19 protein-coding genes are annotated in these 23,436 nt (G+C 69.7%); 6 read left to right on the top strand and 13 right to left on the bottom strand.

Annotated features, from left to right (window positions below; translation table 11 throughout):
- The 11 genes from ENSA5_RS14430 to ENSA5_RS14480 all read right to left on the bottom strand — a co-directional run.
- Positions 1-804 (bottom strand): glycosyltransferase (locus ENSA5_RS14430; RefSeq protein WP_146155700.1); only part of this gene is annotated, 804 nt, incomplete at its 3' end.
- A gap of 138 nt (positions 805-942) precedes the next feature.
- The gene (locus ENSA5_RS14435) at positions 943-1,206 is read right to left on the bottom strand and encodes a phosphopantetheine-binding protein (RefSeq protein WP_106392239.1); all 264 of its coding nucleotides are present in this window, start codon (positions 1,204-1,206) and stop codon (positions 943-945) included.
- A gap of 123 nt (positions 1,207-1,329) precedes the next feature.
- Positions 1,330-3,027, bottom strand: a complete 1,698-nt coding sequence (locus tag ENSA5_RS14440; RefSeq protein WP_106392240.1) for an SDR family NAD(P)-dependent oxidoreductase — start codon at positions 3,025-3,027, stop codon at positions 1,330-1,332.
- Positions 3,028-3,042: 15 nt separating this feature from the next.
- Positions 3,043-3,816, bottom strand: a complete 774-nt coding sequence (locus tag ENSA5_RS14445; RefSeq protein ID WP_106392241.1) for a polyketide synthase — start codon at positions 3,814-3,816, stop codon at positions 3,043-3,045.
- Entirely contained in the window at positions 3,813-4,619 is an 807-nt protein-coding gene (locus ENSA5_RS14450; protein WP_106392242.1) for an enoyl-CoA hydratase/isomerase family protein, read from the bottom strand. The genes ENSA5_RS14445 and ENSA5_RS14450 overlap by 4 nt, the downstream gene beginning before the upstream one ends.
- Positions 4,619-5,866, bottom strand: coding sequence for a hydroxymethylglutaryl-CoA synthase family protein (locus ENSA5_RS14455; protein WP_106392243.1), 1,248 nt, complete (start codon positions 5,864-5,866; stop codon positions 4,619-4,621). Before ENSA5_RS14455 ends, ENSA5_RS14450 begins: the two co-directional genes overlap by 1 nt.
- Before the next feature lie 169 nt (positions 5,867-6,035).
- Positions 6,036-6,794: an SDR family oxidoreductase gene (locus tag ENSA5_RS14460; RefSeq protein WP_106392244.1), complete on the bottom strand. Its 759-nt coding sequence runs from the start codon at positions 6,792-6,794 to the stop codon at positions 6,036-6,038.
- A gap of 10 nt (positions 6,795-6,804) precedes the next feature.
- Complete coding sequence (locus ENSA5_RS14465) at positions 6,805-8,109, bottom strand: beta-ketoacyl-[acyl-carrier-protein] synthase family protein (RefSeq protein WP_258182849.1); 1,305 nt, start codon at positions 8,107-8,109, stop codon at positions 6,805-6,807.
- A gap of 30 nt (positions 8,110-8,139) precedes the next feature.
- Entirely contained in the window at positions 8,140-8,688 is a 549-nt protein-coding gene (locus ENSA5_RS14470; protein WP_106392246.1) for a 3-hydroxyacyl-ACP dehydratase FabZ family protein, read from the bottom strand.
- Positions 8,673-9,773, bottom strand: a complete 1,101-nt coding sequence (locus ENSA5_RS14475; RefSeq protein ID WP_106392247.1) for an ACP S-malonyltransferase — start codon at positions 9,771-9,773, stop codon at positions 8,673-8,675. Before ENSA5_RS14475 ends, ENSA5_RS14470 begins: the two co-directional genes overlap by 16 nt.
- A complete protein-coding gene (locus ENSA5_RS14480; RefSeq protein ID WP_106392248.1) occupies positions 9,770-11,365 on the bottom strand; it encodes an aminotransferase class I/II-fold pyridoxal phosphate-dependent enzyme in 1,596 nt (531 codons plus the stop codon). The genes ENSA5_RS14475 and ENSA5_RS14480 overlap by 4 nt, the downstream gene beginning before the upstream one ends.
- A gap of 484 nt (positions 11,366-11,849) precedes the next feature.
- Between ENSA5_RS14480 and ENSA5_RS14485 the strand changes: the two genes are divergently transcribed.
- Together ENSA5_RS14485 and ENSA5_RS14490 are read left to right on the top strand one after the other, a co-directional pair.
- Positions 11,850-13,034: a GNAT family N-acetyltransferase gene (locus ENSA5_RS14485; protein WP_181197751.1), complete on the top strand. Its 1,185-nt coding sequence runs from the start codon at positions 11,850-11,852 to the stop codon at positions 13,032-13,034.
- A complete protein-coding gene (locus ENSA5_RS14490; RefSeq protein ID WP_106392250.1) occupies positions 13,031-14,143 on the top strand; it encodes an NAD-dependent epimerase/dehydratase family protein in 1,113 nt (370 codons plus the stop codon). The genes ENSA5_RS14485 and ENSA5_RS14490 overlap by 4 nt, the downstream gene beginning before the upstream one ends.
- Before the next feature lie 137 nt (positions 14,144-14,280).
- On the opposite strand, the gene ENSA5_RS14495 is transcribed toward ENSA5_RS14490, so the two are convergent.
- Together ENSA5_RS14495 and ENSA5_RS14500 are read right to left on the bottom strand one after the other, a co-directional pair.
- Positions 14,281-16,014 carry a thiamine pyrophosphate-binding protein gene (locus ENSA5_RS14495; RefSeq protein ID WP_106392251.1) on the bottom strand — a complete coding sequence of 578 codons (1,734 nt, stop codon included), beginning with the start codon at positions 16,012-16,014 and terminating at the stop codon, positions 14,281-14,283.
- 222 nt (positions 16,015-16,236) lie between these two features.
- Entirely contained in the window at positions 16,237-17,727 is a 1,491-nt protein-coding gene (locus ENSA5_RS14500; protein ID WP_181197752.1) for an SLC13 family permease, read from the bottom strand.
- 396 nt (positions 17,728-18,123) lie between these two features.
- Here ENSA5_RS14500 and ENSA5_RS14505 point away from each other — a divergent pair, with 396 nt between their 5' ends.
- The 4 genes from ENSA5_RS14505 (at position 18,124) to ENSA5_RS14520 (ending at position 23,283) form a co-directional block, all read left to right on the top strand.
- Positions 18,124-19,605, top strand: a complete 1,482-nt coding sequence (locus tag ENSA5_RS14505; RefSeq protein ID WP_106392253.1) for a hypothetical protein — start codon at positions 18,124-18,126, stop codon at positions 19,603-19,605.
- A gap of 25 nt (positions 19,606-19,630) precedes the next feature.
- Entirely contained in the window at positions 19,631-21,265 is a 1,635-nt protein-coding gene (locus ENSA5_RS14510; RefSeq protein ID WP_106392254.1) for an MFS transporter, read from the top strand.
- A 62-nt stretch (positions 21,266-21,327) separates the two neighbouring features.
- On the top strand, positions 21,328-22,164 hold the full coding sequence (locus tag ENSA5_RS14515) for a nucleotidyl cyclase domain-containing protein (protein ID WP_106392255.1): 837 nt from the start codon (positions 21,328-21,330) through the stop codon (positions 22,162-22,164).
- 87 nt (positions 22,165-22,251) lie between these two features.
- Positions 22,252-23,283 carry a hypothetical protein gene (locus tag ENSA5_RS14520; RefSeq protein ID WP_106392256.1) on the top strand — a complete coding sequence of 344 codons (1,032 nt, stop codon included), beginning with the start codon at positions 22,252-22,254 and terminating at the stop codon, positions 23,281-23,283.
- The last annotated feature ends 153 nt before the right edge of the window (positions 23,284-23,436 follow it).

Consider the following 23,436-nt stretch of genomic DNA (forward strand, 5'->3'; position numbering starts at 1 on the left):
GGGGAGCTGACCGAGGAAGTGGGTGGCGGGGCAGCGGCGCTCGAGGGCCGCGCGCGCGGGGCCGTGACCGACGATCGCGCTCGCGTGGGGCGGGCCGGTTTGGGCGAGGGTGTCGAGGACCGCGGCGAGGGTGTCGAGGCCCTTCTCCCAGCGGAGGCGGGCGACGAACAGGATCAGCGGGAGATCATCGGCGACGCCGAGCTCCCGACGCCATCTCGGGTCGCGCTGGCTCGGGTTGAAGCGCTCGGCGTCGACGCCTCGACCCCACACCCGCAGCTCGGCCTCGATCCCGCGCGCGCGCAGGACCTCGACCATCGACTCGCTCGGCGCGTAGACGTGGCGGCAGCGGTTGTAGAAGCGCCGGATCCACGCCCAGAGCCCGCGCTCGAGCAGCGGGCCGACGCGGGCGATCCCGGGCACGGGCGCGAAGCGGAGGTAGCGGGCGATCTCGCTGTGGTACGAGGCGACCGCGGGGATCCCGTGGGCCGCGGCGAAGTCGAGGGCGGCGTAGCCCGCGAGGTCCGGGCTGCCGACGTGGACGAGCTCGGGCTCGAAGCGCTCGAGCATCCGCCGGGTCGCGGGGGGGATGCCCAGCGCGAGGCGGTACTCGGGCTGAACCGGGACCGGGATCGACGGCACGGGCACGAAGGTCCCCGCGGGCTCGATCGCCGGGCGCGCGGCGCCGGGCGCGAGGACCCTGACTTGATCACCCGCTTCGAGCCGCGCGCGGACCAGGCGTCCGAAGGTCAGCGCGACCCCGTCGACTACGTTGACGTAGTTACCGACGACGATGACTGTCCGCATCCCGATGGCCCAAACGATAGCCAGTCAGAGCGCCAGCCAAAAGCGCCAGCCAAAACCGACAGCCAAAACCGACAGCCAAAACCAACAGAAAGACGAGCGCGAGGCTCGTCTTCGGCGGTCATGACGAGAGCCAGCGACTCAGGACGAGACGCTCTCCTTCTCTTGCACGCTCTTGTACAGGAGCTCGACGAGCTGGTTGATGTTCTCCAGCTTGTTCAGCTCGGCGCGGGGCACCTTGACCTTGAGTTCGCGCATGCTGCACGAGACGACCTCGACAATGTCGAGGCTGTTGGCCCCGAGATCCTTCATCGACTTCGCGGGATCGATCTCGACTCCCTCGAGCTCTTCGATGGTGTCCACCAGGTGGCGCGTGACGACCTCGAGCACATGTTCGCGGGTCATTGGTTCTCCTCGTTCTCGTTCTCGTTCAGGCGCGCCAGAGGCGCGGGGTTCCAGAAAGTCATTGATCCGGGCCCTGGCTTGGTCCCTGGGCCGGTCCGGGCATCGTTGGAGCCCGGGAGTGTCTCACAGACCGTGGCGTTCTCGCTCGGTGAAGAGACGGACCACGTTGTCCGAAAAACCGAAGCCCCTGTCCAGCAAGAGCACCTGCCCTCGGACTCCGTCCATCAGACCGCTCGAGAGGGCGACAGCGGCATCCGCGACCTCCGCGGGCTGGATGAAGAAGCCCTCCGCGTACCATTTCTTGCAGAAGGGGGCGAATTCCGGGCCGAACGTGGCTTCGAGTGACTCGGTCTCCACGGGGTTCGCGCGGAGCACGTTGATGCGGATGTCCTCGTCGAGCAGATCACTCGTGAGGTAACGACAAAAAGTCTCCATCACCGATTTGGACGCCGCGACGAAGTCGTAGCCCGGGAGGAAATACTCGGGGCCGCGCGAGGACATGCCGATCGCGTAGCGAGGCAGCCGGCCGAAGATCGCCTTGGCCTGCTGCATGTACGAGATGAAGGGCCACGAGCTGTACTCGAGCGAGCGCTTGAGTCCCTTGAAGCTGAGGTCGTCGTGGGTCTGGCTGACGTGGGCGAAGCTGACGTTGGAGATCAGGACCTCGAGCGCGCCGACGTCGTCCTTGATCCGCTGCATCAACGCCTCGGTGTCCTCGTCCTGGCTGACGTCGGCCTCGAGGATGACGGGCTCGGGCGCCCCGGCCTCGGCGAAGCTGGCCCGGATCGCGTCCTCGTCGGCCGAGCCCCAGCGGTGGGTCAGGTAGGTCCGCGCGCCGTAGCGCCCGTAGGCGAGGCCGCAGGCGAGGCCGATGCCCTTGGTCCCGCCGGTGATCAGCACGGCCTTGCCGTCGAGCTGGGCGCGGAGGCTCGCGCTGACGTCGTGGCCCGCCTCGCTGGCCGCAGGCCTGGGCGCGGGGCTCGGGGCCGGGCTGGCGGGCGTGGGCGCGGGCGCGGCGTCGGGGTCTGGGCCCGCGAGCAGGCGCTTGCCCATGGTCATGACGTTGTCGACGAACGAGGCCCCGCGATCGAGCTGCAGGACCTGGCCCGAGAAGCTGTCGAACAGCCCGCTGCACAGCGCGAGCGTGGTCGCGGCGACCTCTTCGGGCGTGACCGAGAACTCGGCGAAGCGCTCGGCGAGGGCGGTGTTTTGCTCGCCGAAGATCTGCGCGTAGCTCTCGGTCGGGACCTGGCGCGTGCGCAGGGCGTTGACCTTGACGTCGTGCTCGCGCAGGTGCGTGGACATGTAGCGGACGAAGGTCTCGAGCACCGACTTGGCGACCGCGACGTAGTCGTAGTGGGGGTAGTGCTGGTCGGGCCCGTCGGAGCTCATGGCCACGGCGTACTCGGGGTAGGCCCCGAACGCGGCGTGGAGCTTGTGGATGTAGTCGACGAAGGGCCACGCGCTGTACTCGAGGCTCTTGATCAGCGCGCGCTTTTTGTGGGCGTCGAAGCCCTCGCCGCGGACGACGACGGCGACGTTGGAGATGAACACGTCGACGCGCTCGACCCCGGCCTCGCGCATCTTGGCCATCAGGGCCTTGGTGTCGCCCTTCTTCGAGGCGTCGGCCTCGACGATCTCGGGGGCGGGCGCGCCGAGCTCGGCGAAGGCCGCGCGCAGCTCGTCCTCGTCGGCCGAGCCCCAGCGGTGGGTGAGCCAGCACTTGGCCCCGAGCCGGGCGAAGGCGAGCGCGCAGGCCCGGCCGATGCCCTTGGTTCCGCCAGTGATCAGGACGACCTTGTCTTTGAAGTCGTGGAGCATGGGAGCGATCTGGGTTCAGTCTGTGTTCGAGCCGCCGCGACCCGGGTTGTAGTTCTCGCGGATGCGCGCGCTGGTCTCGGGCGAGCCGAAGCAGACCTGGTGCATCATCGACTCGACGGTTCGGGCCTGCTCGAAGGCGAGGCGGCGCGGGAGCGCGAGCTGACGCTTGAGCAGCTCGATCGCAAAGCGGGGCTTGTCGGTGAAGCGCGCGGCCAGCTTGCGCGCGCGGGCCAGGACCTTGGCGCGCTCGACCACGTAGTTGATGTTGCCGCGCTGTTCGAAGTGGCTGCCCTTGAAGTACTGGCAGCCGTACATCATCTCGGACGCGAGGTAGTGGCCGACCGCGAACTGCAGCAGCCCGGTCGTGCCCATGCCGGGCGTGAACCCGAGGTCCATGAAGTTGGTCCCGTAGCGGCTCTCGCGGGCGAGCACGACCATGTCGCAGGCGAGCCCGAAGATCAGCCCGCCGCCGACGGCGTGGCCCTCGATCGCGGCGATCGTCGGGATCGGGAGCTCGATCAGGTTGCGGGTCAGCTCGAGGTCGTAGGGCGCGATCCGGCCCTCGGCGAGGTCGAGGAGCACGCCCTGATCCCCGCCGGCCGAGAACAGCTCGGGCAGGCCCCGGACCACGCAGACCTTGGCCTCGCCGTCGCGGGACAGCTCGGCGAGCCGCGCGAGCAGCTCGTCGACGAAGACCCGAGAGAAGGAATTGTTGCCGGCCTCGTCGCACATCCACAGCTCGGCGACGCCGTCTTCGATCGTCAAGCGCACGCGGGGGTCGTCGGTCATGATCCCGTGCCTCCTTGGTCTGGGCGGTAGCGCTCGAACCACGGCGGCGACTCGCCCGCGATGAAGCCCTGGACCGCGGCGATGGTCTCGGGCTCGAGCAAGTCGGTCGCGGTCTGGCGGGCGCCGAGCTCGAGGGCGTCGACGCGGCTGAGGGTGGCGATCTCGCTGGTGTAGCGCTTGACCCGAGCGAGCGCTTGGGGGCTGGCCCGCAGCAGCCGCTTGAGGATCCGGCGCAGGGTCTGCTCGAGCTCGGTCGGACCCTCGACGAGCTCGTCGACCAGGCCCATGGCCAAGGCCTCGTCGGCCTCGACCCTGCGGCTCGACAGCGCCATCCACCGGGCCTTTTGGACCGGCATGCGCTCGCACAGCAGGGGCAGGACCATGGCCGGGATCAGGCCGAGCACGCACTCGGGCAGCGCGAAGCTCGAGCGCGTGGTTGCGACCACGAGGTCGGCGGCCGCGGCCAGGCCGACGCCGCCGCCCATGGCCTCGCCGTCGATCAGGCAGATGACGGCCTTGGCCGAGCCGCGCAGGCGCTCCATGCAGCGGGCGTAGGCCGCGAGCTTGGCGGACTGATCTTCGCCGGCGTGGGCGACGAGGAATTCGAGGTCCATCCCGCGGCAGAACACCCCGGGGGCGCTCTCGATCACGATCACCCGGCAGCGCGGGGACTCTTGCGCGGCCTCGAGCAGCGCGTTGAGCTGGTCGAGACCGGCGCCGTCGAGCGCGACCTCGGGCTTGTCGCCGGGCTCGAGCCGAACCCGCCACACGGGGCTGTCCCCTGGCTCGCAACGCAGTCGCATCAGCTCAGCCGGTAGCGGCGCTCCCAGTTGTCGACGCCGTCGAGCACGCACAGGCCGCGGCCCTCGTAGCGGGCGTCCCAGTGCTTGGCCCAGGCGCCGTCGGGGCCGCGCTTGTCGGTCTCGTAGGTCGGGTTGTCGACGTAGGTGGCGCGGGCCTGCTCGATCGCCTCGTACTCGGGCACGCTCACGCGCACGCGCGCGTCGAGCTGGCCGTCGAGGTCCGCGGCCGCGACGATCTCGCGGGCGCGATCGCCGACGCGGACCGGGTAGAACTCCGAGCACGAGCCCGAGCCGTAGGAGAACACGCTGATCCGGTCACCGCCGCGCAGGTCCTCGCCCGCGGAGATCGTCCCCATCAGCGCGAGGAAGGTCGCCGAGGTGTAGGTCCCGCCGAGCCGGCGGTTGTACTTGAGGCCGGCCTTGCTCTTGCGCTCGAAGTGGGCGCGGAGCTCCTTGTTGGACCGGCCCGGGGCCCAGCGGCGCATGACCGCGCGGTGGGCCCGATAGGTCATCGCGCCGAAGGGCACGTGGTAGACGTGGCGGGCGAAATTGCCGTCGTAGTCTTGCTCGCCCGAGACCTCCATGAAGTGCTCGCAGGCGCCCTCGACGGCCTCGAGGTAGCCGAACAAGCTGGTGTCGGCGTGGCCGACTTCATCGCGCGAGGTCGGCCGGTAGGTGTCGCTGATCTCGTGGGTCCAGTAGCCGTTCTTGTCGAGCTCGAACTCGAGCAGCTCGGGCTTGTCGGACAGCAACATCGCCGTGGCGGCGCCACCGAGCACGAATTCCCAGGGCTTGCCGAGGTGCATGCGGCTCTGATCCGAGCACACGACCAGGGCCTTCTTGCCGCGGTTGAAGCCCGACGCGATCCAGTGGGCCGCGGCCATCAGCCCGCCGGTCCCGCCGTAGCACGCGTGCTTGGTCTCGAAGTTGCGGCAGTTGGGTCCGATCCCGGCCAGGCGCTGAACCCAGCTCGAGATCGGCTTGCCGTAGTCGACGCTCGACTCGGTCCCGACCACGACGAGCTCGACCTGCTCGGGGTCCTCGCCCTCGAGCAGCCCGCGGGCGGCGTTGACGGCCATCGAGACCGGATCTTCCCAGACCGGGTTGAGGCTGCGCGACTCGACCCACAGATCCTCGAGCGGGTGCGAGGGCGAGACCCCCCGGGCCTCGGCCAGCGCGACCATGTCGAGGGTCAGCGCGCCCGGATACGCAAAGATCTTCTCAATTCCGACGGTGTTCATGCTCATGGCATCACTCCAAGCGACCGAAACCACCCCGAGCCCTGCTCCGCGGGGCCACGCAATCCACTGCGCGGCGCAGACCTGCCCACCGAGTCAGCTGCAGGAAGTGGGAACGAGCGACCGGCCGCTTGCGGTCGCGCGTGGCAAAGTGCGAAAGCGGCTGCGGGGGGCATCGTTAGACCGTCCAGCCGAGGCCGCCGGTGACGTTGATGACCTCGCCGTTGATGAACGCGCCGCCCTCGCTGGCGAGAAACTCGACGACGGCGGCGAGCTCGGAGACCTTGCCCATGCGGCCCTTGGGCATCGGGCAGTACTGCTTCCAGTAGTCCTTGTTGACCTGCGGCATGGTCTCGCGGGTCATGTCGGTGTCGAAGAAGCCCGGGACGATCACGTTGGCCGTGATCCCGCGGCGGCCGTACTCCTTGGCCAGGGTCTTGGTCAGGCCGTGGAGGCCGGCCTTGGCGGCGGCGTAGTTGGCCTGGCCGGTCCCGCCCTCGTGCTGGATCGACGAGATGTTGACGATCCGCCCGAAGCGGTTGGCCATCAGGGTCTGGATGAATTGCCGACAGACGTAGAAGGGCCCGTCGAGGTTGGTCGCGAGGACCTCGCGCCACTCCTCGTCGGCCATCGAGACCACGAGGTTGTCGCGGTTGACCCCGGCGCAGTTGACGATGACCTCCATGGTCTCGAAGTCTTCGAGGACCTGGTCCGAGACGGCCTCGACCGCGGCGGGGTCTTTGACGTCGAGCTGGTAGTGGCGGATCTGGACGTCGTGGCCGGCCTCCTTGGCCGCGGCCTCGGCGGCCAGCTTGGACGCCTCGGCGGCCGCCGCGTTGGCGACGTAGGTGAACGCGACGTGGTGACCGTGAGCGGCGGCGTACTCGACGATGCCGGCCCCGATGCCCCGTGAACCTCCGGTGACGAAGTAGTGCATGGCGTGGCTCTCAGAGCGAGGACTTGTCAAAGCGCCGAAACAGCGAGCAGCAGTTGAGGCCGCCGAACCCGAACGAGTTCTTGAGCATGATCTGGATCTCGTGATCGACGGCCTCGTTGGCGCACACGTCGAGGTCGATCGCGGGGTCGATGTCGTCGACGTTGATCGAGGGGTGGAGCTTGCCGTGCTTCATCTGGAGCAGCCCGGCGACGATCTCGACCGCGGGCGCCGACCAGCAGGTGTGGCCGAGCATCGACTTGGGCGCGTTGATCTTGAGCTTGTAGGCGTGGTCGCCGAACACGGTCTTGAGCGCGTTGACCTCGGACAGATCCCCGAGCGGGGTCGAGGTCGCGTGGGCGCAGACGAAGTCGACCTGCTCGGGCTCGACCTCGCAGCGACGCAGGAGCCGCGCGACGGTCCGGGCCTGGCCCTCGGTCGAGGGCGAGGGCAGGTGGCAGCCGTCGGAGGTCGAGGTGCAGCCGAGGACCTCGGCGTAGATCCGGGCCCCGCGCTCGAGCGCGTGGCCGAGCTCTTCGAGGACCAGGCACGCGGCCCCGTGGGAGGGCACGAAGCCCTCGCGCAGCTTGTCGTAGGGCCGGCTGGCCTTCTCGGGCGTGTCGTTGAAGCTCGCGAAGGTGATCGCGCCCATCATCGCCATGGCGTGGGGGCCCATCTGCGAGAAGTCGAGGACCGGGCCGACGCACAGCGCGATGTCGTGGTCGTGGTGGCGGATCTCGTCGAGGCAGTTGCGCAGGGCCACGTTGGCGCTCGCGCACGCGCCCCCGAGGGTGTAGGCGGCGCCCTGGTTGCCGAGGACCTCGCTGACCGTCCCGGCGTGGTCGGTGTCGAGCATCAAGAGCGCGGCCATCGAGTCGATGTAGTCCGGCTCGTCGAGGAAGGTCTCGTAGTTGTTCGTGAAGTAGCGCTCGTTGAGGTTGTGGCCGCCGACCAGCGTCGCCCGGCGGGTCGGGTCGAGCTTGTCTTCCTGGCCCGAGAGCCCGGCGTCGATCCAGGCCTCGGCCGAGACCAGGGCCGAGATCTTGGTCGAGAAGGGCGCCTTCTTGACCAGCTGACGCAGGCGCTTGTGGGTCGCGGGCGCGAGCGCGTCTTTGAGCGAGGCGACCTTGGCCTTGGCGTTGTACTCGCTGAGGTCACCGCCAACTTTGGAGTAGACGGCGTCGTTCTCGAGCCACTTCCACTTGGTGATCGCCGACTTGCCCGCGATCAGGTTGGTATAAAAGTCGTCGAGGTTGTCGCCGATCGGGGTGTTGATGCCCATTCCGGTGACGACGATGCGCTTTGGTTGAAGACTCAAGGCTCGGCTCCTGCGATGTTGAAAGTCGGCTCAGCTCGCCTCGTCGTCGAGCATGAAGACCTCGTAGATGGCGAGGGCCTGGACCTGCTCGCCGAGCAGCGCCTGGCCCGCACACACGGATACATAGTCGCTGTTCTCGATCGACTTGGCGACCAGCGTGAGCTCGTCGCCGGGCCGGACGGCGCCCTGGAACAGCGCGTGCTCGACCTTGAGCAGGCGCAGGGCGCGGGGCCGGTCGTCGGTCGGGATCTCGATCGGCGCGCCGGGCGAGCAGCGCTCGAGCAGATGCTGGAGGCAGATGCCGAGCTGGCCGACCATCTCGAGCAGCAGCACGCCGGGGTAGACCGGGTCGCCGGGGAAGTGGCCGGCGAACACCGGGTCGTCCTCGGCGATCCGCCGCCGGCCCTCGACGAGGCCCTGGCTCAGATCCACCCGGGTGATCGCGTCGAGCAGCAGCAGCGGATCACGGTGGGGCAGCATGCGCTCGAGCTGCGCGCGGCCGAGCTCGACGGACTGGGTCGTCTGCGCGGCCTGAAACAGCGAGCGGCGGCGACCGGATTTGATCAGCTTGGTGTGCAAGCTTCGGGCTCCCTCCGCTCGTCGACGAGCTCGCGAACGATGCTCGCGAAGTGGTCGGCGAGCTCGTCGCGGCTGTCGGTCCGGAACTTGCGGTTGCGCAGCCACTTGCGGTGCATGAGGTTGTGGAGCACCGACATCGGGCCGACCTCGATGAAGATCGCGTCTGGGTGACGCTCGACGAGGTGGTCGAGGGACGCGCGCCACAGGACCGGCTCGTGGACGTGGGTCGAGAGCAGCTCGACGAGCTCGGCGTGGCTCGGGCGCGGCAGCAGCTGCCCGAGGCGATTGGGCAGGTAGGGCCGCCGCGGGACGCGGAATTCGACGGTCTCGAGGTGCGCACGGAAGCGCTCGCCGACCTCGCGAAACAGCGACGAGTGCATCGGCACGTTGCGCTCGATGATCCGCGGCTGGGCGTAGAACTCGTCCTCGGCCTGCTCGACCGCGGCCTCGACCGCGGCGCGCTCGCCGGCGACGACGTGCTGGCGCGGCGAGTTGAGGTTGACGATCTCGAGCAGCCCGACCTTGGCCGCGCTGTCGACCACCGTCGCAAGGTCTTCGTCGGAGATCGGCTGGATCGCGGCCATCCACCCGCGCGGGCCCTCGTCGTAGCAGCGCCCGCGGCGATCGACCGCGCGCAGGGCATCTTCGAAGGACACCGCGCCGATGTGGACGAGGTGGTTCCACTCGCCGAGGCTCAGGCCGAGCGAGAGCTCGGCGACGATGCCCGCGGCCTCGAGCGTGGCGAGGAACATGTGGTTGGCGAGGAACACCCCAACCTGGACGTCGACGTTGCGCGCGAACGCGGCCTCGCCCGCGTCGACGTGATAGTGGGCCGCGAGGTCGCGGCCGAGCAGGTCCGAGGCCCAGGCGAGCAGCTCGGCGTTGGGCCGGTAGAGATCGACGAGGCGATCGAGCATGCCGGGGTAGCGCGAGCTCTGACCCGGGAACATGAACACCAGCGGGTCGGCGTCGGCGTCGGTCTGGGTTTGGGCGGCCCTTCGATCTCCGAACTCTGCGCCGAGCGCGGACGGCGGGCCCTCGAAGCCGCGCTCGCCGTCGAACTCGGTGGTGAACGCGTCGGTCATCGACGATCTCCCCGGGACCCGTCGCGCCGCAGGCCCTCGCGGAGGTTGGCGAGGGAGCTGACGCCGTCGCGCCAGTTGAGCTCCTGGTAGGCGTGGACGAGGCGGTCGTAGGCCGATGAAGGGTCGCGGGCGCGCTCGACGAAGTGGTCGTAGGCCATCGAGGACAGCTGCGCGATCCGGGCCCGCTTGTTCGAGGAGTTGGCGATCGCGGACGCCTGGCGCATCAAGAACTTGGCCATGGTCTGCCAGTCGCTGGCCGCGCCGGGATCGCCGTGGCCGCTGGCGTGGCCCTCTCGCCGGGCCTTGGCCGCGTGCGCGGCGTCCTTGCTGGCGTCGAGGGTCCCGGCCTCGCGCATGGCCTTGACGACCGTGTCTTCGAGGATCTGCAGGGCCCGGTCGAGGTCGACGGTCTCGTGGGCCGCGGTCACGGCGACGCGGTAGCGCAGCGTGTCCTCGGTGACCGAGGGGTAGTCGACGGGCGCGAGGAACAACCCGGCGTCGCTCATCGCGGCGCACTGCTCGTACAGCATCTGGCGATCGGAGCCGATGATGATCGGGAACACCTGCGAGTCGCTGTCGCCGAGGTTGAGGCCGAGGGCGTCGGCGCCTTCGCGGAAGTAGCGGACGTTGGCCCACAGCTTCTCGCGCAGCGAGTTGTCTCGGGTCGCGAGCTCGAGGGCCTTGAGCAGCCCGCCGACCACGGCCGGCGGCAGCGCGCACGAGAACGCGTAGCCGTTGACGTAGTGGCGGAGGTAGCGGATCAGGTCGCGGTTGCCGGCGACGAAGCTGCCCGCGTGCGCGAAGGACTTGGAGAAGGTCGCGTACTGGAGGCCGACGGCGGTCGGCGGGAGGCCGTAGTGCTCGACGCAGCCGCGTCCGTTCTCGCCGAGGGCGAGGATCGAGTGGGCCTCGTCGATCATGATCCCGACGCCGTGGCGCTCGGCGACCTCGATGATCTGCGGGAGCTTGGCGCTGTCGCCGTCCATCGAGTAGACGCCCTCGATCACGATCAGGCGGCGCCGCCCCCCGGTCTTGGCCAGGAGGTCGTCGAGCGAGGCGGGGTCGTTGTGCGAGAAGAACTGGAGCTTGGCCTTGGCCAGCTTGACCCCGTCGATCAGGCACAGGTGGCACTTGTCGTCGAGGATCGCGAGGTCGCCCTTGCGCAGGACGCCGGTCAGCGTGCCGAGGCCGCCGCCGAAGCCGCTGTTGAACAGCATCACGTCCTCGTGGCCCGTGAACTGGACCAGCTCGTGCTCGAGCTCGCGGTGGAGGTCGGTCATGCCCGACAACATCGGCGAGCCGCAGGCCCCGGTCCCGTACTTGGCCAGCGCGCGCTTGCCGGCCTCGATGACCTCGGGGTTCGCGGCCAGGCCGAGGTAGTTGTAGGACGAGAGGTTGACGACGGTCCGCGACTTGCCGCCGCGGCTGATCTTCATCACCGGCTCGACCGCGCCTTGCATTTCGGGCTCGAACAGCGCGAACGCCCAGGACCCGGCCTTGTGCCAGTCGCCGAATTCCGGCGGCGGAACCAAGGGATCCTCGGTGTCGGTGAAGTAGAAGTCCGCCAGGCTGTACTGGGCTTCGCTGCTCATGCTGGGACGGGGGAGGTGGGTCAGTACCGTCAAACGAGCGGGACTGTCACGGAAAAATCGTCAGTGTGGCTAGGCGCGGTCAGGCGGGCGCCTGGGCCGGTGGGCGTCGGCGTTGCAGCCTGCAACGCCGACCGCTCTCGCCTGGTCGCGGCATCTTGCAGACTGTTGCATCGCAGGTCGAGCCCGGTCCGGCCGCTGTCGCGTGAGTGATGCGACGTGAACATGGATCCTTTAAAAAGGAGAAGCTCGGAGAAGCTCGGCTCCCAACGAGCGCGGCGCCGACCACTCCCTCGCCCAGGCTGTTCATGAGACGAAACGACATTCACGTCGAGTGACGCGCGCCATGGCCAGGGAAAAACATAGTTAAATCATATAGGTATGTCCATGTAGGGGAGCCCGAGGCGCCGAGGCGGGGGGGGCCCGCGATGGCGAAGGGCATTCACATCGTCGCGGCCGAGGGTGGACTGGGCCGAGCTTTGTCGCTATGGGCCGATCGCCCATGTCCGAGGTCGAGATCGTCGATGTCCCGCTGACCAATCGCAAGTTGGTCGACCGCTTCATACGCGTGCCCTGGCACATCCACCGTGAGCTCTACCCCAACGATCACTGGGTCCCGCCGCTGCTGATGGATCGCCGGGACTACCTGAGCCCGCGCAAAAACCCCTTCTTCGACCACGCGAGCGTGTCGTTGTGGATCGCGCGCAAGCACGGCCGCGACGTCGGGCGCATCGCGGCGATCGAGGATCGTGACTGGCGCGCCTTCCACGGCGACAAGACCGGCTACTTCGGGATGTTCGAGGCGCCCGACGATCCCGCCGTCGCGGGCGCCCTGCTCGAGCGCGCGCGCGCGTGGCTGCGGCGCCGCGGGCTCGAGCAGATGATCGGGCCGATGGACTTCTCGACCAACTACGTGTGCGGCGTGTTGCTCGACGCCTTCGAGCGGGACCCGGGCATCAACATGCCCTACAACCCGCCCTGGTACGACAAGCTGCTCCAGGGCCAGGGCCTGACCAAGGCCAAGGATCTGATCCAGTGGAGCATCGAGCTCAGCGATCCGATCCCCCCGCGGGTCGTGCGGATCGCCAAGAAGATACGCACGCGTGAGAACGTGACCGTGCGCGCGATGAGCTTCGACGACTGGGACCGCGAGGTCGACCGCGCGCTCGAGGTCTACAACGACGCGTGGGAGGAGAACTGGGGCTTCGTCCCGGTCGGCGAGAAGGAGTTTCGCCACATCGCCAAGGATCTCAAGCTCGTGCTCCACCCTTCGCTGCCGCTGATCGCCGAGGTCGACGGCAAGCCGGTCGCGTTCGCGCTGATCATCAAGAACGTCAACCCGGTGCTCAAGAAGCTCGACGGCAAGCTGTTCCCCTTTGGGATCCTGCGCCTGCTGTGGGACCTCGAGCTGAACGACACCGTCGACTCGGGCCGGCTGATCTTGATGGGCATCCGCGAGGGCTTTCGTCGCCGCGGGCTCGACTCGATCTTGTTCCTCGAGATGGCCGAACGCTGTCGCGCGCTCGGGTGGTGGGGCGGCGAGATCGGCTGGACGCTCGAGGACAACGACCTCGTCAACCGTGCGATCAGCAACTTCGGCAGCAAGCCGGTCGCGCACTACCGGATCTACCAAGACGCGCTCGTCGAGCCCGCCGAGGGTGCCAAGGGATGAGCGAGCAGCGACACAAGGCGCTGGTGACCGGGGCCAGCGGGTTCATCGGCAGCCACCTGTGCGAGGTCCTGCGCGAGCGCGGGCACGAGGTCCGGGCGATGGTCCGTCGCAGCTCGCGGCTCGACAAGCTCGAGCTCGGGGCCGGAGGCGTGCCCTTCGAGCTGCGCTACGCGAGCCTCGACGACCCGGCGGCGATGGCCGCGGCGCTCGCCGACGTCGACCTCGTCTATCACGTCGCGGGCGCGACCGCGGCCCTCGATCGCGCGGGCTTCGATCGCGCCAACGTCGAGGGCGTGGCCAACCTGTTCGCGGCGATCGAGCGCGCCCACGCTCAGGGCCAGGGCCCGCGCCGGGTCGTGCAGGTCTCGTCGTTGATGGCCGCCGGGCCCTCGCGCCCGCGCACCGCTCGGCGCGAGCACCACCGCCACGAGCCCGGGTTCACCGACTACGGCGACTCGAAGCTGTCGGGCGAGCAGGTCGCGGTCGCGGCCGCGCGCGCGGCCGACGTCGACCTCGTCATCGTCCGGCCGCCGCTGGTCTACGGACCCCGCGACGAGGACGTGCTCCAGATGATCAAGTCCGCGGCCCTCGGCGTCGTCGCCCAGCCCGGCCTCCGGCCGACGTGGATGTCGGCGATCCACGGGCGCGACCTCGCGACTGGCATCGCGCTCGTCGGCGAGCGCGGCCGCGCGATCCCCCGCGAGGAGGTCCCCGGTCACGTCCACGCTGGCGGCGGCGGTGATCCGCGGGCCCCCGGCGCCGTCGACGACCCACGCGGCGCGGGCATCTACTACCTGACCGACGGCCAGCGCACGACCGTCGCCAAATTCGGTCAGGCCGCGGCCGAGGCCGCCGGGCGTCGAGCCCTGACGATCCCGCTCCCGGCCTTCGCCGTCCGCTCCGTCGGTCGGCTCAACCAGGGCATCGGTCGCGTCCGCAACCAGGTCCCGGCCCTGACCTTCGACAAGGCCCGCGGCAGCCTCGCTAGCGGCTGGTGGTGCGACGACGCCCGGGCCCGGGCCGAGCTCGACTGGTCGCCCAGCTTCACCCTCGAGGCCGGCCTCGCCGACACCGTCCGCTGGCTCCGGGCCCACAACAAGCTCGCTTAGCAGCCCGGGCTGTTAGGCCCCCACAGCCAGGCTGCGCGTCGCCACGCACTGCCGCTGCGCGTCAGGTCGCTCGTTGCTCGTGACCCCCTGGAAGGGGGCTCGAACACCACCCAAGCCAGCGCTCGAGCTCCGCGACCTCAGTCGTCGGCGGACAGGACGTCGTTGCGGGGGTTGGCGGTGCCGACGTCCGGGTCGATCGGGACGTCGATCAGCAGCGGCTTGCCCTGGTAGCGCTCGAGGATCCCGCGCAGGTCCGAGAGCTTGTCGAGGCGCTCGGCGTTGAGGCCGAGCGAGCGGCCGTAGCTGGCGAAGTCGACGTCGGGGCTCTGGCAGTCCGGGGCCCGGCCGTAGACGGCACGGAAGCCCTGGTTGACCATGCCGAGGTGGCGGTCGTTGAACACGATGACCGTCAGCGGGATGCCGTAGCGGGCACAGGTTGCGAGCTCGTTGCCACACATCATCATGCTGCCGTCGCCGCAGATGCACACGACCTGGCGCAGGTGGCCGTAGGCGAGCTGCATGCCGATCGAGGTGCCGATGCCCGAGCCCATGCCGCCGAGGCCGAGCGAGACCCAAAACGCGTCAGGACGCTCGACCGAGAGGTTCTGCGCCGTGAACAGCATGTGATTGCCGATGTCGCAGACGAAGGCCGCGTCGGGCCCGACGATCTCCTTGAGCGCGGGCGCGAGCAGGCGCGGGTTGTGGGGCGCGGTGCTCTCGAACTCAGCCGGGGGCTCCGGGCGCGGACGAAAGTTGCGGGTCGAGCGGTCGCGCTCGACGAGCAGCTGCGGCGTCGGGGTGGGAAGTAATTCCTGAATCAGCTGCAAGGTCCGACCGAGGTCGGCACACATTGCGAGATCCGGCGCATAGGATCGACCGATGCGGTTGGGATCGTGATCGAGCTGAATCATCTGGCCGTAGTCGGGCCGGAGGGCGTCGGCGTAGCCGGCGGTCGTGGTGTCGTCGAAGCGGCAGCCGATCGTCAGCAAGAGATCGACGGGGTCGCGCAGATAGGCGTGGGCGTTGCCGCGGTTGCCGACGCCAAACACACCGAGCGAGAGGGGGTGGCTCTCGGGGAACACGCCCTTGCCCTCGATGTCGGTGAACACCGGGATGCGGAGGGTCTCGGCGATCTCGAGGACGAGCTGGCCGACGTCGGCCCGCTTGGCGCCGACTCCGAGCATGATCGCCGGTCGCGTCGCGCCGTCGTTGGCGCCGCCGAGCATGTTGGCGATCTGGCGGCAGGTTGCGAGGTCGGGCTCGAGCCCCCGGCTGATCAGCGCGGGCATGCGCCCGGGCAGGACCGAGGAGTGGGTGAGGTTGACCGGGAGGCTGACGAAGGCGGCCCCGAAGGGCTGCTGGTTGATGATCGACAGGGCCTGGTCGACGACGGTCGGCGCTCGTTCGGCGCGCAGCGCCAGCTCGGCGTACTTGGTCAGCGGCCGGACCATGGTCATCAGGTCGAGGCCCGAGGCGCTGCCGTCTTGCAGCGGGGAGCGTCCGAAGTTGCGCATGTCGGGCTCGCCCGAGAGCACCATCACCGGGAGCTCGTCGCGCCCGGCGGCGGCGAGCCCGGTGAGCGCATTGAGGGCGCCGGGCCCAGACGTGACCGCGACGACCCCCGGGCTCCCGGTGGCGCGCGCATAGCCAGCGGCTGCATACACGGCCATCGTCTCGTGCTGGCAGGTCACCATCTCGATGCCGGCCCCGTAGAGCGCGTCAAAGACCGGCGAAATGGTGCCACCGGGAATCCCGAACACGCGATCGATGCGGTGACGAAGTAGTACTTCCGCGATCTGATCTGCGACTCGGGTCTCTCGTTGGACGGGGACCGCCCGCGGCACGAGTTTGTGGGTAGCGTCGATACTCATTCGGATCTCTCCGTGTCGCGCGTCTAGAAAATCCCTCGGGCCGAGTTGTGTCCTAGGCGGCAGTTATTGGCAGGCTATCGCGTTCTGATGGCCAAAACCAGCGAATCATCGGGTGGGGCATATAGCCACAGATATATTGCCATTCAATGCGCATGTAGGATGGTATGCGAGTCTGTGCGTATCACACTATGCATCGCGAACCAGTGTGCGGAACTTGAAGGGTCACCAAAAGCGGACCGCCGGTAGAAACCACGCCCCGACGGCGGTCAGCAACACCAGACCCATGAGGTTGAGTTGTGCCCCGAAGCGGATCATCGTCGGGATGCGAACCAGGCCCGTGCCATACGCGATCGCGTTGGGTGGGGTCGAGACCGGGAGCATGAACGCGAGACTGGCGGCCAAGGTAGCCGTGAGTACCACAGGGACTGGATCCATGCCCGCGTGAACAGCTAGCGGGATCACCACTGGCAGCAGCATGTTGATCGTCGCCGTGTTGCTGACCAGCTCAGTCATGAGAATTACCAGGGTCGCGATCGCGAACAGCAGCAATAGTGGGGCCGCGCCGTGGCCGAGCCACCCATCCATGCGCGCGCCAATCACGTCTGCGAGGCCGCTGTTCACGGTCAGGCCACCCAGCGCGAGACCGCCGCCGAACAGGAGCACCGTCCCCCAGTCGATCGCGCTGGCATCGGCCCAGCGCATGAGCGGGGTCCAGCGCCTGCCCTGCGCCCAGGATTGGCGATTTCGCGCGGTCCTGGATGCAGGGACCACGAACAGCAACGTGGCTGCGAGCAGGGCGACGACCCCCTCGGGGAGGGCGCGGCGGGCCCACGCCGTCGCGGGCGCACCCTCGCCGAGGCCAAGGCGGAGCAGCGAGGGCGCGAGCCAGCCAGCGATAGCGAGGAGGAACACGCTCAGGGCGCGACGCTCGGCATCGCTGACCGGACCGAGGGCCGCGAGATCTCCTCGAACCGAGTCCGTCAGGCCCTCGACCTGCTCGAGCGCTGGGGGCCATCGCCGACAGGCCAGGGCCAGCATCACGATGAGCGCGACGATTGCGATCGGCACGCAAATCGCCATCCACTGGAGGAAGTCGAGGTGAACCCCGAGGGCGCGATCGAGCTCGCCCAGCGCGATCATGTTTGCCGCCGTACCGATTGGGGTGCAGATGCCCCCAATTGACGCCGCGCACGCCAGGGTGATCAGCATGCCCTCTTCGTAGCGGCGCTGCCTGGCGAGGAGCTCGGGGTCGGTCGGACACAGCCCGCGGATGCTGGTGCACAGGCCGACGGCGATCGGGATCATCATCGCGGTCGTCGCGGTGTTGTTGATCCACATCGAGAACCCGAACGCGGTCAGCGCGACGACGACCAGCGCTCGGGCAGGGGATCCGCGCACGACGGGCCGGCACAGCAGCCACAGCGCCGCGCGCCGGTCGAAGCCGTGGACCGACAGCGCCTCGGCGAGCATGAAGCCGCCGATGAACAGAAAGATCAGCGGGTGCGCGAAGGGGGCGAAGACCTGCTTTGCGGGGGCGACGTCGAGCAAGACCGCGAGCGCGGGCGCGAGCAGAGCCGAGACGGCGAGGGGGATGACCTCGGAGATCCACAACACAGCGGTCAGCGCTGCGATCGCCAGGACCCGCTGCGCGGGCGCGCTCAGCCCGGGCATCGGCGCGAGCAGCAGCCCGATGAACACCAGCGGCGCGAGCACGGCTCCGATCGTCGCGCGGGCTCGATCGAAACGCGCCTCGGCTTCGCTGGTTTGCGCTGCGACGGCGCGCGGAGGAGACCCACCGGTCACGCTCCGACCATATCGAGCTTCGCGGCCGAGATGCGCACGGTCGTCAGGATCGGGTCGGGTGACCATGTGGGGAGCTTTGGGACGTGCTCGGGTGGGTCGATCCGCGACGATCTCGAACTCATGGCGCGGGCGCTCACGTCGCGAAAGTTTGTCGGGGGCCAACAAATTCGGGTTCGCGCGGGGGCCCGCAGCTCACGCCATGGTTCACAGGCGTAAAAACGGGTACCGGGGCAGGCATACTGGGCCACGCGGGGCGATCTGGACCCGCGCGCAGCCGGGCTGGCCGCCGAAAAAACCACGAGATCGATGAGTCGGGACGCAGAGCGAAACCAGGGGCGGGGCGAGCGTCGCGGCGACGTCGTGCGACGGCTGGGCTTGCCCCTGCTGCTCGCGCTGTTGACCTTCGTGTGGCTCGCAAACAGCTCGGGCCTGGTCAGCAGCAACGATGGGTCGCACCTCGCGTTGGCCCGGGCGCTGGTCTTGCGCGGCGAGACCACGATCGATCCGGATCGGGCGCTCGCGCTCGAGGTCGACCTCGCCGAGCGCGACGGCCACGCCTACTCCGACCGTCCCCCGGGCACGGCCTTCGCCGCCCTCGCAAGCGTGTGGATCGGCGCGCGCCTCGACCCCGCGATGCTCGAGCGCGCCAAGCAGCAAGCGCGCGCGCATCAGGACGTCGAGCCGCTCCCCGCTGCCCCGCCCTATATCTCGACCTACGCCAAGCGGACGACCGGGGCCGGTCGAGCTTCGGGGCCTGCGCTGGCCGGGCTGATCGGGACCTCGCTGGCGATCTCCTGCCACGCCGCGCTGGTCGGGCTGGTCGGGCTGATGTTCATCGACGCGCTGTTGCGGCGGCTCGCGCCCGCCGACGCGCCCGCCGACGGTCAGCGGCTGGTGGTGCTCGCGTGCCTGGGCCTCGCCTCGGCCTGGGGACCCTACGCGAGCGCCCTGTTCGCTCACGTCAGCGCCGCGACGGCGGTCGCGGGGTTTTTGTGGGGCGTGGTCACCCTCGCGCAGCGCGACTCCTCGTCCCGAGGTCGCGCGGGCGGGCTCGGGTGGGTCGCGGCCCTGACCGGCCTCGCGGGCGCCTGGGCGATCGCTTGCGACTACCTGCTGCTGGTCGCGATCGTGCCCGCGAGCCTGGTTGCGATCGACCGCCGGCGGTGGCTGGCGGTGGTCCTCGGGACCACGCCAGTCGTCGTTGCGACCTTGGCCTATCACCACGCGGCCTTCGGTGGCGTGTTCTCGGTCGGCTACGATCACCAGAGCAATTTCGAGTTCGCGCGCGGGCGCGCCTCGACCTTCTCGGGCAGCTTGTTCGAGGGCCTGTGGACGCTGTGGGGGCTGGGCCGCGGGGCCGGACTCCTGGCCCAGGCGCCGATCGTGCTCGTCGCTTTGATCGCGCTGCCGGCCCTCGCTCGGCGCGACGTGTCACCCGGGTCCGCGGCGATCCAGCGGGCGCTGCTGGGTTTCGTCCCCTGGGCCCTGGTCCTGGCCATGCATCGGACCCCGTGGGGCGGCGGGACCGAAGACCACCGCTACCTGATCCCGATCCTCCCCTTCGCCGCGCTCGGCCTCGCGCTGGCCTGGGCCCGGGCGAACACGGCCCTGCGCGTCGGCCTCGCGGGCCTGGCCGGGCTCTCGGCGATCTTGGTCTGGCGTCACTTCCTGGCCTGGCACGAGACCCCGGCCTTCGATCGCCCTGCGTTTGGCGCTGGCGCGGCGGCGGTGGTCCTGCTCGCCGCGCTGCTCGCCACCCACCTGCGCCAGAAAGTGCCGTCCGCCTAGCTTTCGTGGTAGCCCGGCCGGGCCTGTGTCCGCCGCGTCGAGCCCGACCACGGAGCCCAGCGGCTCCGCCAAGCCCGCCAAACGTCGGGGCCTGCGGCGCGAGCACGCGTGGGTCTCGACGACCTACTTCGCCGAGGGCTACCCCTACGCGATCGTCAACAACCTAGCCGATATCCTGTTCAAGGAGCTCGGCGCGTCGCTCCAGGTCGTCGGCCTGACCTCGCTGTTTCACCTGCCCTGGAACCTCAAATTTTTGTGGGGTCCCTTCGTCGACGACTACGAGACCAAGCGCCGCTGGCTAGTCGTGACCGAGCTCGTGATCACGGCGGTGATCGTGATCCTCGGGCTGCTCGTGGCCACCGCCGAGCTCACCCTCGCGCCCCTCGCCGCGGGCTTTTTGGTCCTCGCGCTGCTGTCGGCGACCCACGACATCGCGATCGATGGCTTCTACCTCGAGGTCCTCGACGAGCGCGATCAGTCGACCTTCGTCGGCTATCGAGCCGCGGCCTACCGCATCGCGGTGCTCGTGGTCAGCGGTCCCCTGGTCGCCGTGTGTGCGCTGCTCGGCTGGACCCTCGGGCTGCTCCTGGCCGCGGCCGCGATGGCGCTGCTGTTCGCGACTCACGCGTGGCTGCTCCCGCGGACCGAGCGACGCCAGCGACCGGCGCGCGAGTTGGCCCGACTCGCGAGCTGGCGGAGCTTGCCCTTTTTGCTCGCGGCCGGGCTGTTGTTCATGCTCGAGTACTGGTGGGCGCTCGGGACCGAGCTGAGCTTCGCGTGGCGCGGGCTCGAGCGCGCGGCGCCCTGGGTCGCCAAGATCGGCCTCGGCGGCTGGATCGGGCTCGGGCTGCTCGCGGCGCTGCTGAGCGCGCTGGCCCTGCTCCCGCGCCTGCTCCGGCGCCTGACCGCGGCCCGCGAGCGCGGTCAGCTGTCGGACTACGCGACCAGCTTCGTCAGCTTCCTCGACCAGCCCAAGATCGGCGTGATGCTGGCCTTCGTGGTCCTGTTTCGGACCGGGGAGTCGTTCCTGCAGAAGATGCGCTGGCCCTTCTTCGACGACGCGGTCGGCCTCGAGCTCGAGTTCTACGGCCTCGCCCACGGGACGATCGGCGTGCTCGCCTCCTTCGTCGCCACGATCATCGGCGGCCGGCTGATCGCCCGCGACGGCCTCCGCCGCTGGATCTGGCCCTTCGTGCTGGCCCAGAACGTGCTCAACCTGCTCTACATGGGCCTGGCCCTGGCCCCAGATCCGAGCGCGATCTCGGGGCTGGTCTTGACCGCGGTCATCACCGCCGAGCACTTCGGCGCGGGGCTCGGGACGGCGGTGTTCATGGTCTACCTGATGCGGACCTGCGACCCGCACCACACGGCCGGACACTTTGCGATCGTCAGCGCGCTGATGAGCGTGAGCTTCACCGTCGCGGGGGTGTCGAGCGGGTTCCTGGCCGACGCGCTCGGGTTTGCGAGCTACTTCGGCTTCACCTTCTTGGCCACGGTCCCGGGCATGGTGCTGATCTGGTTCGTGCCGCACCTCGATGGGCGCGAGGACGGGCGCGAGGACGGGCGCGAGGACGGGCGCGAGGACGGGCGCGAGGACGGGCGCGAGGGTGTGCGCGAGGACGCGCGCGAGGGTGGCAGCGAGGCCTCGATCAGCGAGTGAAGGCGCGGGTTCGCGCGGCTTTCTCGACCCCGCCGCGTCCGGTCCTGCGTTACCCTCGGGTCATGAATGCGGGGTCTCGAGAGCTCATCGATGCGACCGGGGGAGGGTGCTGCCAGCTGCGCGCCGAGGGCACAATCGACTCGGCGTCGCCCGGCTTCGTCGCCCTGACTGGCGCACCGAAGGACATCGCCGGCCGCGAGCCCGGCGCGCTGATCCGCGAGCTCCCCGCGCTCGCCGAGCTGCCGTCCATGGTCGACGCCGAGACCCCGGTGCTTCGTGTCGTCGGCGCCGACGGCATCGGCCGCGAGCTCTCGGCCGCCCTCGTCGCCGATCCCGGCGGTGAGTCTGGCGGCGTGTTGATCCTCGTCGACCGCAGCGGGGAGGCTCGCCTGCGCCGCAGCCAAGCCCGCCTCGGTCGGCAGATCGACGATCTGAAGGCCGAGCTCGCCGAGCGTGAACGCGAGCCGCGGCGCCCTCGGATCCGCTCGATGGTGGAGCTCGCTCGACGCCTCGACGAGGCGCTGATGCGGGCCCGCCGCTACAAGCACCCGCTGACGATCATCTCGATCGAGGTCGAGTCCGACGAGGCCCTCGCGGACCGAGCCATGGCCGTCGGCGAGACGCTGATCGCCTGCGTCCGCGGGGTCGACGATCTCGGCCGCGCCGACGCAAACCACTGGTGCCTGATCCTGCCGCACACACCGCTCGCGGGCGGCGAGGTCGTCGCCAAGCGAGTCCTCGCCCGGCTCGCCGAGCTCGGCCTGGCCACGGTCGGCGTCGGCGTCGCCCAGGTCGGCGCCGAGGAGCCGGGCAGCGCGGCCGTCGAGCGGGCCGATCAGGCCGGCGCGCAGGCGCTGGAGTCAGGCGGCGGGCTGCTGCTCGCCGTCGCGCTGGTCTGAGCTGGACCGCGAGGGGGGCCGCGCTGTCACGTGGTCAGGTGATTTGCTGTACGATGCGGCGTCCGGGCCGATCGAGAGCCACCGCCTTTGCTCGCGCACCTCCTCAGTCTCCTCCTGCTGGCTCCGCCGCAGACACCGAGTCACCCGAGCTCGGCCGAGGTCCCGGCAGGTGAGGGCGAGGCTGCGTCCGAGCCGGGGCCCGAGCCGGGGCCGAGCGAGTTCGGTGAGCTCGAGGCCGCCCCCGATCCGGGCCCCAACCCCAACAACCCCGACGACTCCGCGTCCGGGGGCTACGGAGCGGTCGCGCCGCTGCCGACCTACACCGAGGAGTCCGCCGGGCGCGAGCGGGACGAGGCTGGCGCGCCGCCCGTCGTCGAGGCCCCGCCCAAGCCCAAGAAGCAGGCGACCGGCTTCATCGAGCCCGAGGACTTCGGGCCCTTCTACGAGGCCGAGCCCGTCAGCGAGCTTCGCTTCCCGGGCGACGCCCACCGTCCCGATCGCGACCAGCCCTTCGCCTCGGTCGCCGGAGGGACCTTTTGCTTCGTCGAAGACAGCGCGTGCGGGGCCGCCCTGATCGCCGACGCCGACGTCGGCGTCGGGCTCAACATCATCACCAGCGACCGCGGCCTCGACGTGCCCTACACGCAATTTCGCGTCCGCGGCGGTCTCACGGTCCGGCCGATCGTCCTGAGCAAGAAGCGCTGGCACCAGTGGGGCATCGGCGTGGTCGCGAACTGGTCGCTGGCCTCGGGCTCGATCACCGCGACCAACCGCGACCCCCAAGACCCCAACGTCGGCGTGGCCGAGACCGACCCGATCCGGACCTACCGGATCGGCCTGCTCAACCAGCTGTGGCTCTCGCAAAAGCGCAACGCGCTGCACCTCGACTTCACCCTCGGCGTCGCGAACAGCTCGGTGCTCGACTTCGACGGGCGCTACTGGGGCACCCAGGCCGAGATCGGGGTCGGCTTCGGCGGCTGGGGGGGGCTGTACCTCGCGGGTGACTTCTTCGACGGTGACACCCGCGTGTTCATGGGCATGCGTGGCCACGCGATCGCTACCGGTCCGTTGATCGCGCTGATCGTGCTCGGCCTCGTCGCTGGTGGGGTGGCGCTGTGATCCCGACGCTGCTCGTCTCGCTGTGCCTGGGCTTCGCGCCCCCGGCCGGGCCGTCCGCTGGCCCAACAGCCTCCGATGCCGCCGAGGTCTCCGACGCGCCGCAGCCCGCGACCGAGCCGCCCGCCCCCGAGCCCGCGTCCGCCCCCGAGGCGC

This window comes from Enhygromyxa salina (assembly GCF_002994615.1).
Lineage (GTDB): Bacteria > Myxococcota_A > Polyangia > Nannocystales > Nannocystaceae > Plesiocystis > Plesiocystis salina_A.

Coding starts and splice junctions, on each gene's coding strand:
- ENSA5_RS14435 (WP_106392239.1), bottom strand. CDS start 1,206: ATGACCCGCGAACATGTGCTCGAGGTCGTCACGCGCCACCTGGTGGAC.
- ENSA5_RS14440 (WP_106392240.1), bottom strand. CDS start 3,027: ATGCTCCACGACTTCAAAGACAAGGTCGTCCTGATCACTGGCGGAACC.
- ENSA5_RS14445 (WP_106392241.1), bottom strand. CDS start 3,816: ATGACCGACGACCCCCGCGTGCGCTTGACGATCGAAGACGGCGTCGCC.
- ENSA5_RS14450 (WP_106392242.1), bottom strand. CDS start 4,619: ATGCGACTGCGTTGCGAGCCAGGGGACAGCCCCGTGTGGCGGGTTCGG.
- ENSA5_RS14455 (WP_106392243.1), bottom strand. CDS start 5,866: ATGAGCATGAACACCGTCGGAATTGAGAAGATCTTTGCGTATCCGGGC.
- ENSA5_RS14460 (WP_106392244.1), bottom strand. CDS start 6,794: ATGCACTACTTCGTCACCGGAGGTTCACGGGGCATCGGGGCCGGCATC.
- ENSA5_RS14475 (WP_106392247.1), bottom strand. CDS start 9,773: ATGACCGACGCGTTCACCACCGAGTTCGACGGCGAGCGCGGCTTCGAG.
- ENSA5_RS14480 (WP_106392248.1), bottom strand. CDS start 11,365: ATGAGCAGCGAAGCCCAGTACAGCCTGGCGGACTTCTACTTCACCGAC.
- ENSA5_RS14485 (WP_181197751.1), top strand. CDS start 11,850: ATGGGCCGATCGCCCATGTCCGAGGTCGAGATCGTCGATGTCCCGCTG.
- ENSA5_RS14490 (WP_106392250.1), top strand. CDS start 13,031: ATGAGCGAGCAGCGACACAAGGCGCTGGTGACCGGGGCCAGCGGGTTC.
- ENSA5_RS14495 (WP_106392251.1), bottom strand. CDS start 16,014: ATGAGTATCGACGCTACCCACAAACTCGTGCCGCGGGCGGTCCCCGTC.
- ENSA5_RS14505 (WP_106392253.1), top strand. CDS start 18,124: ATGAGTCGGGACGCAGAGCGAAACCAGGGGCGGGGCGAGCGTCGCGGC.
- ENSA5_RS14515 (WP_106392255.1), top strand. CDS start 21,328: ATGAATGCGGGGTCTCGAGAGCTCATCGATGCGACCGGGGGAGGGTGC.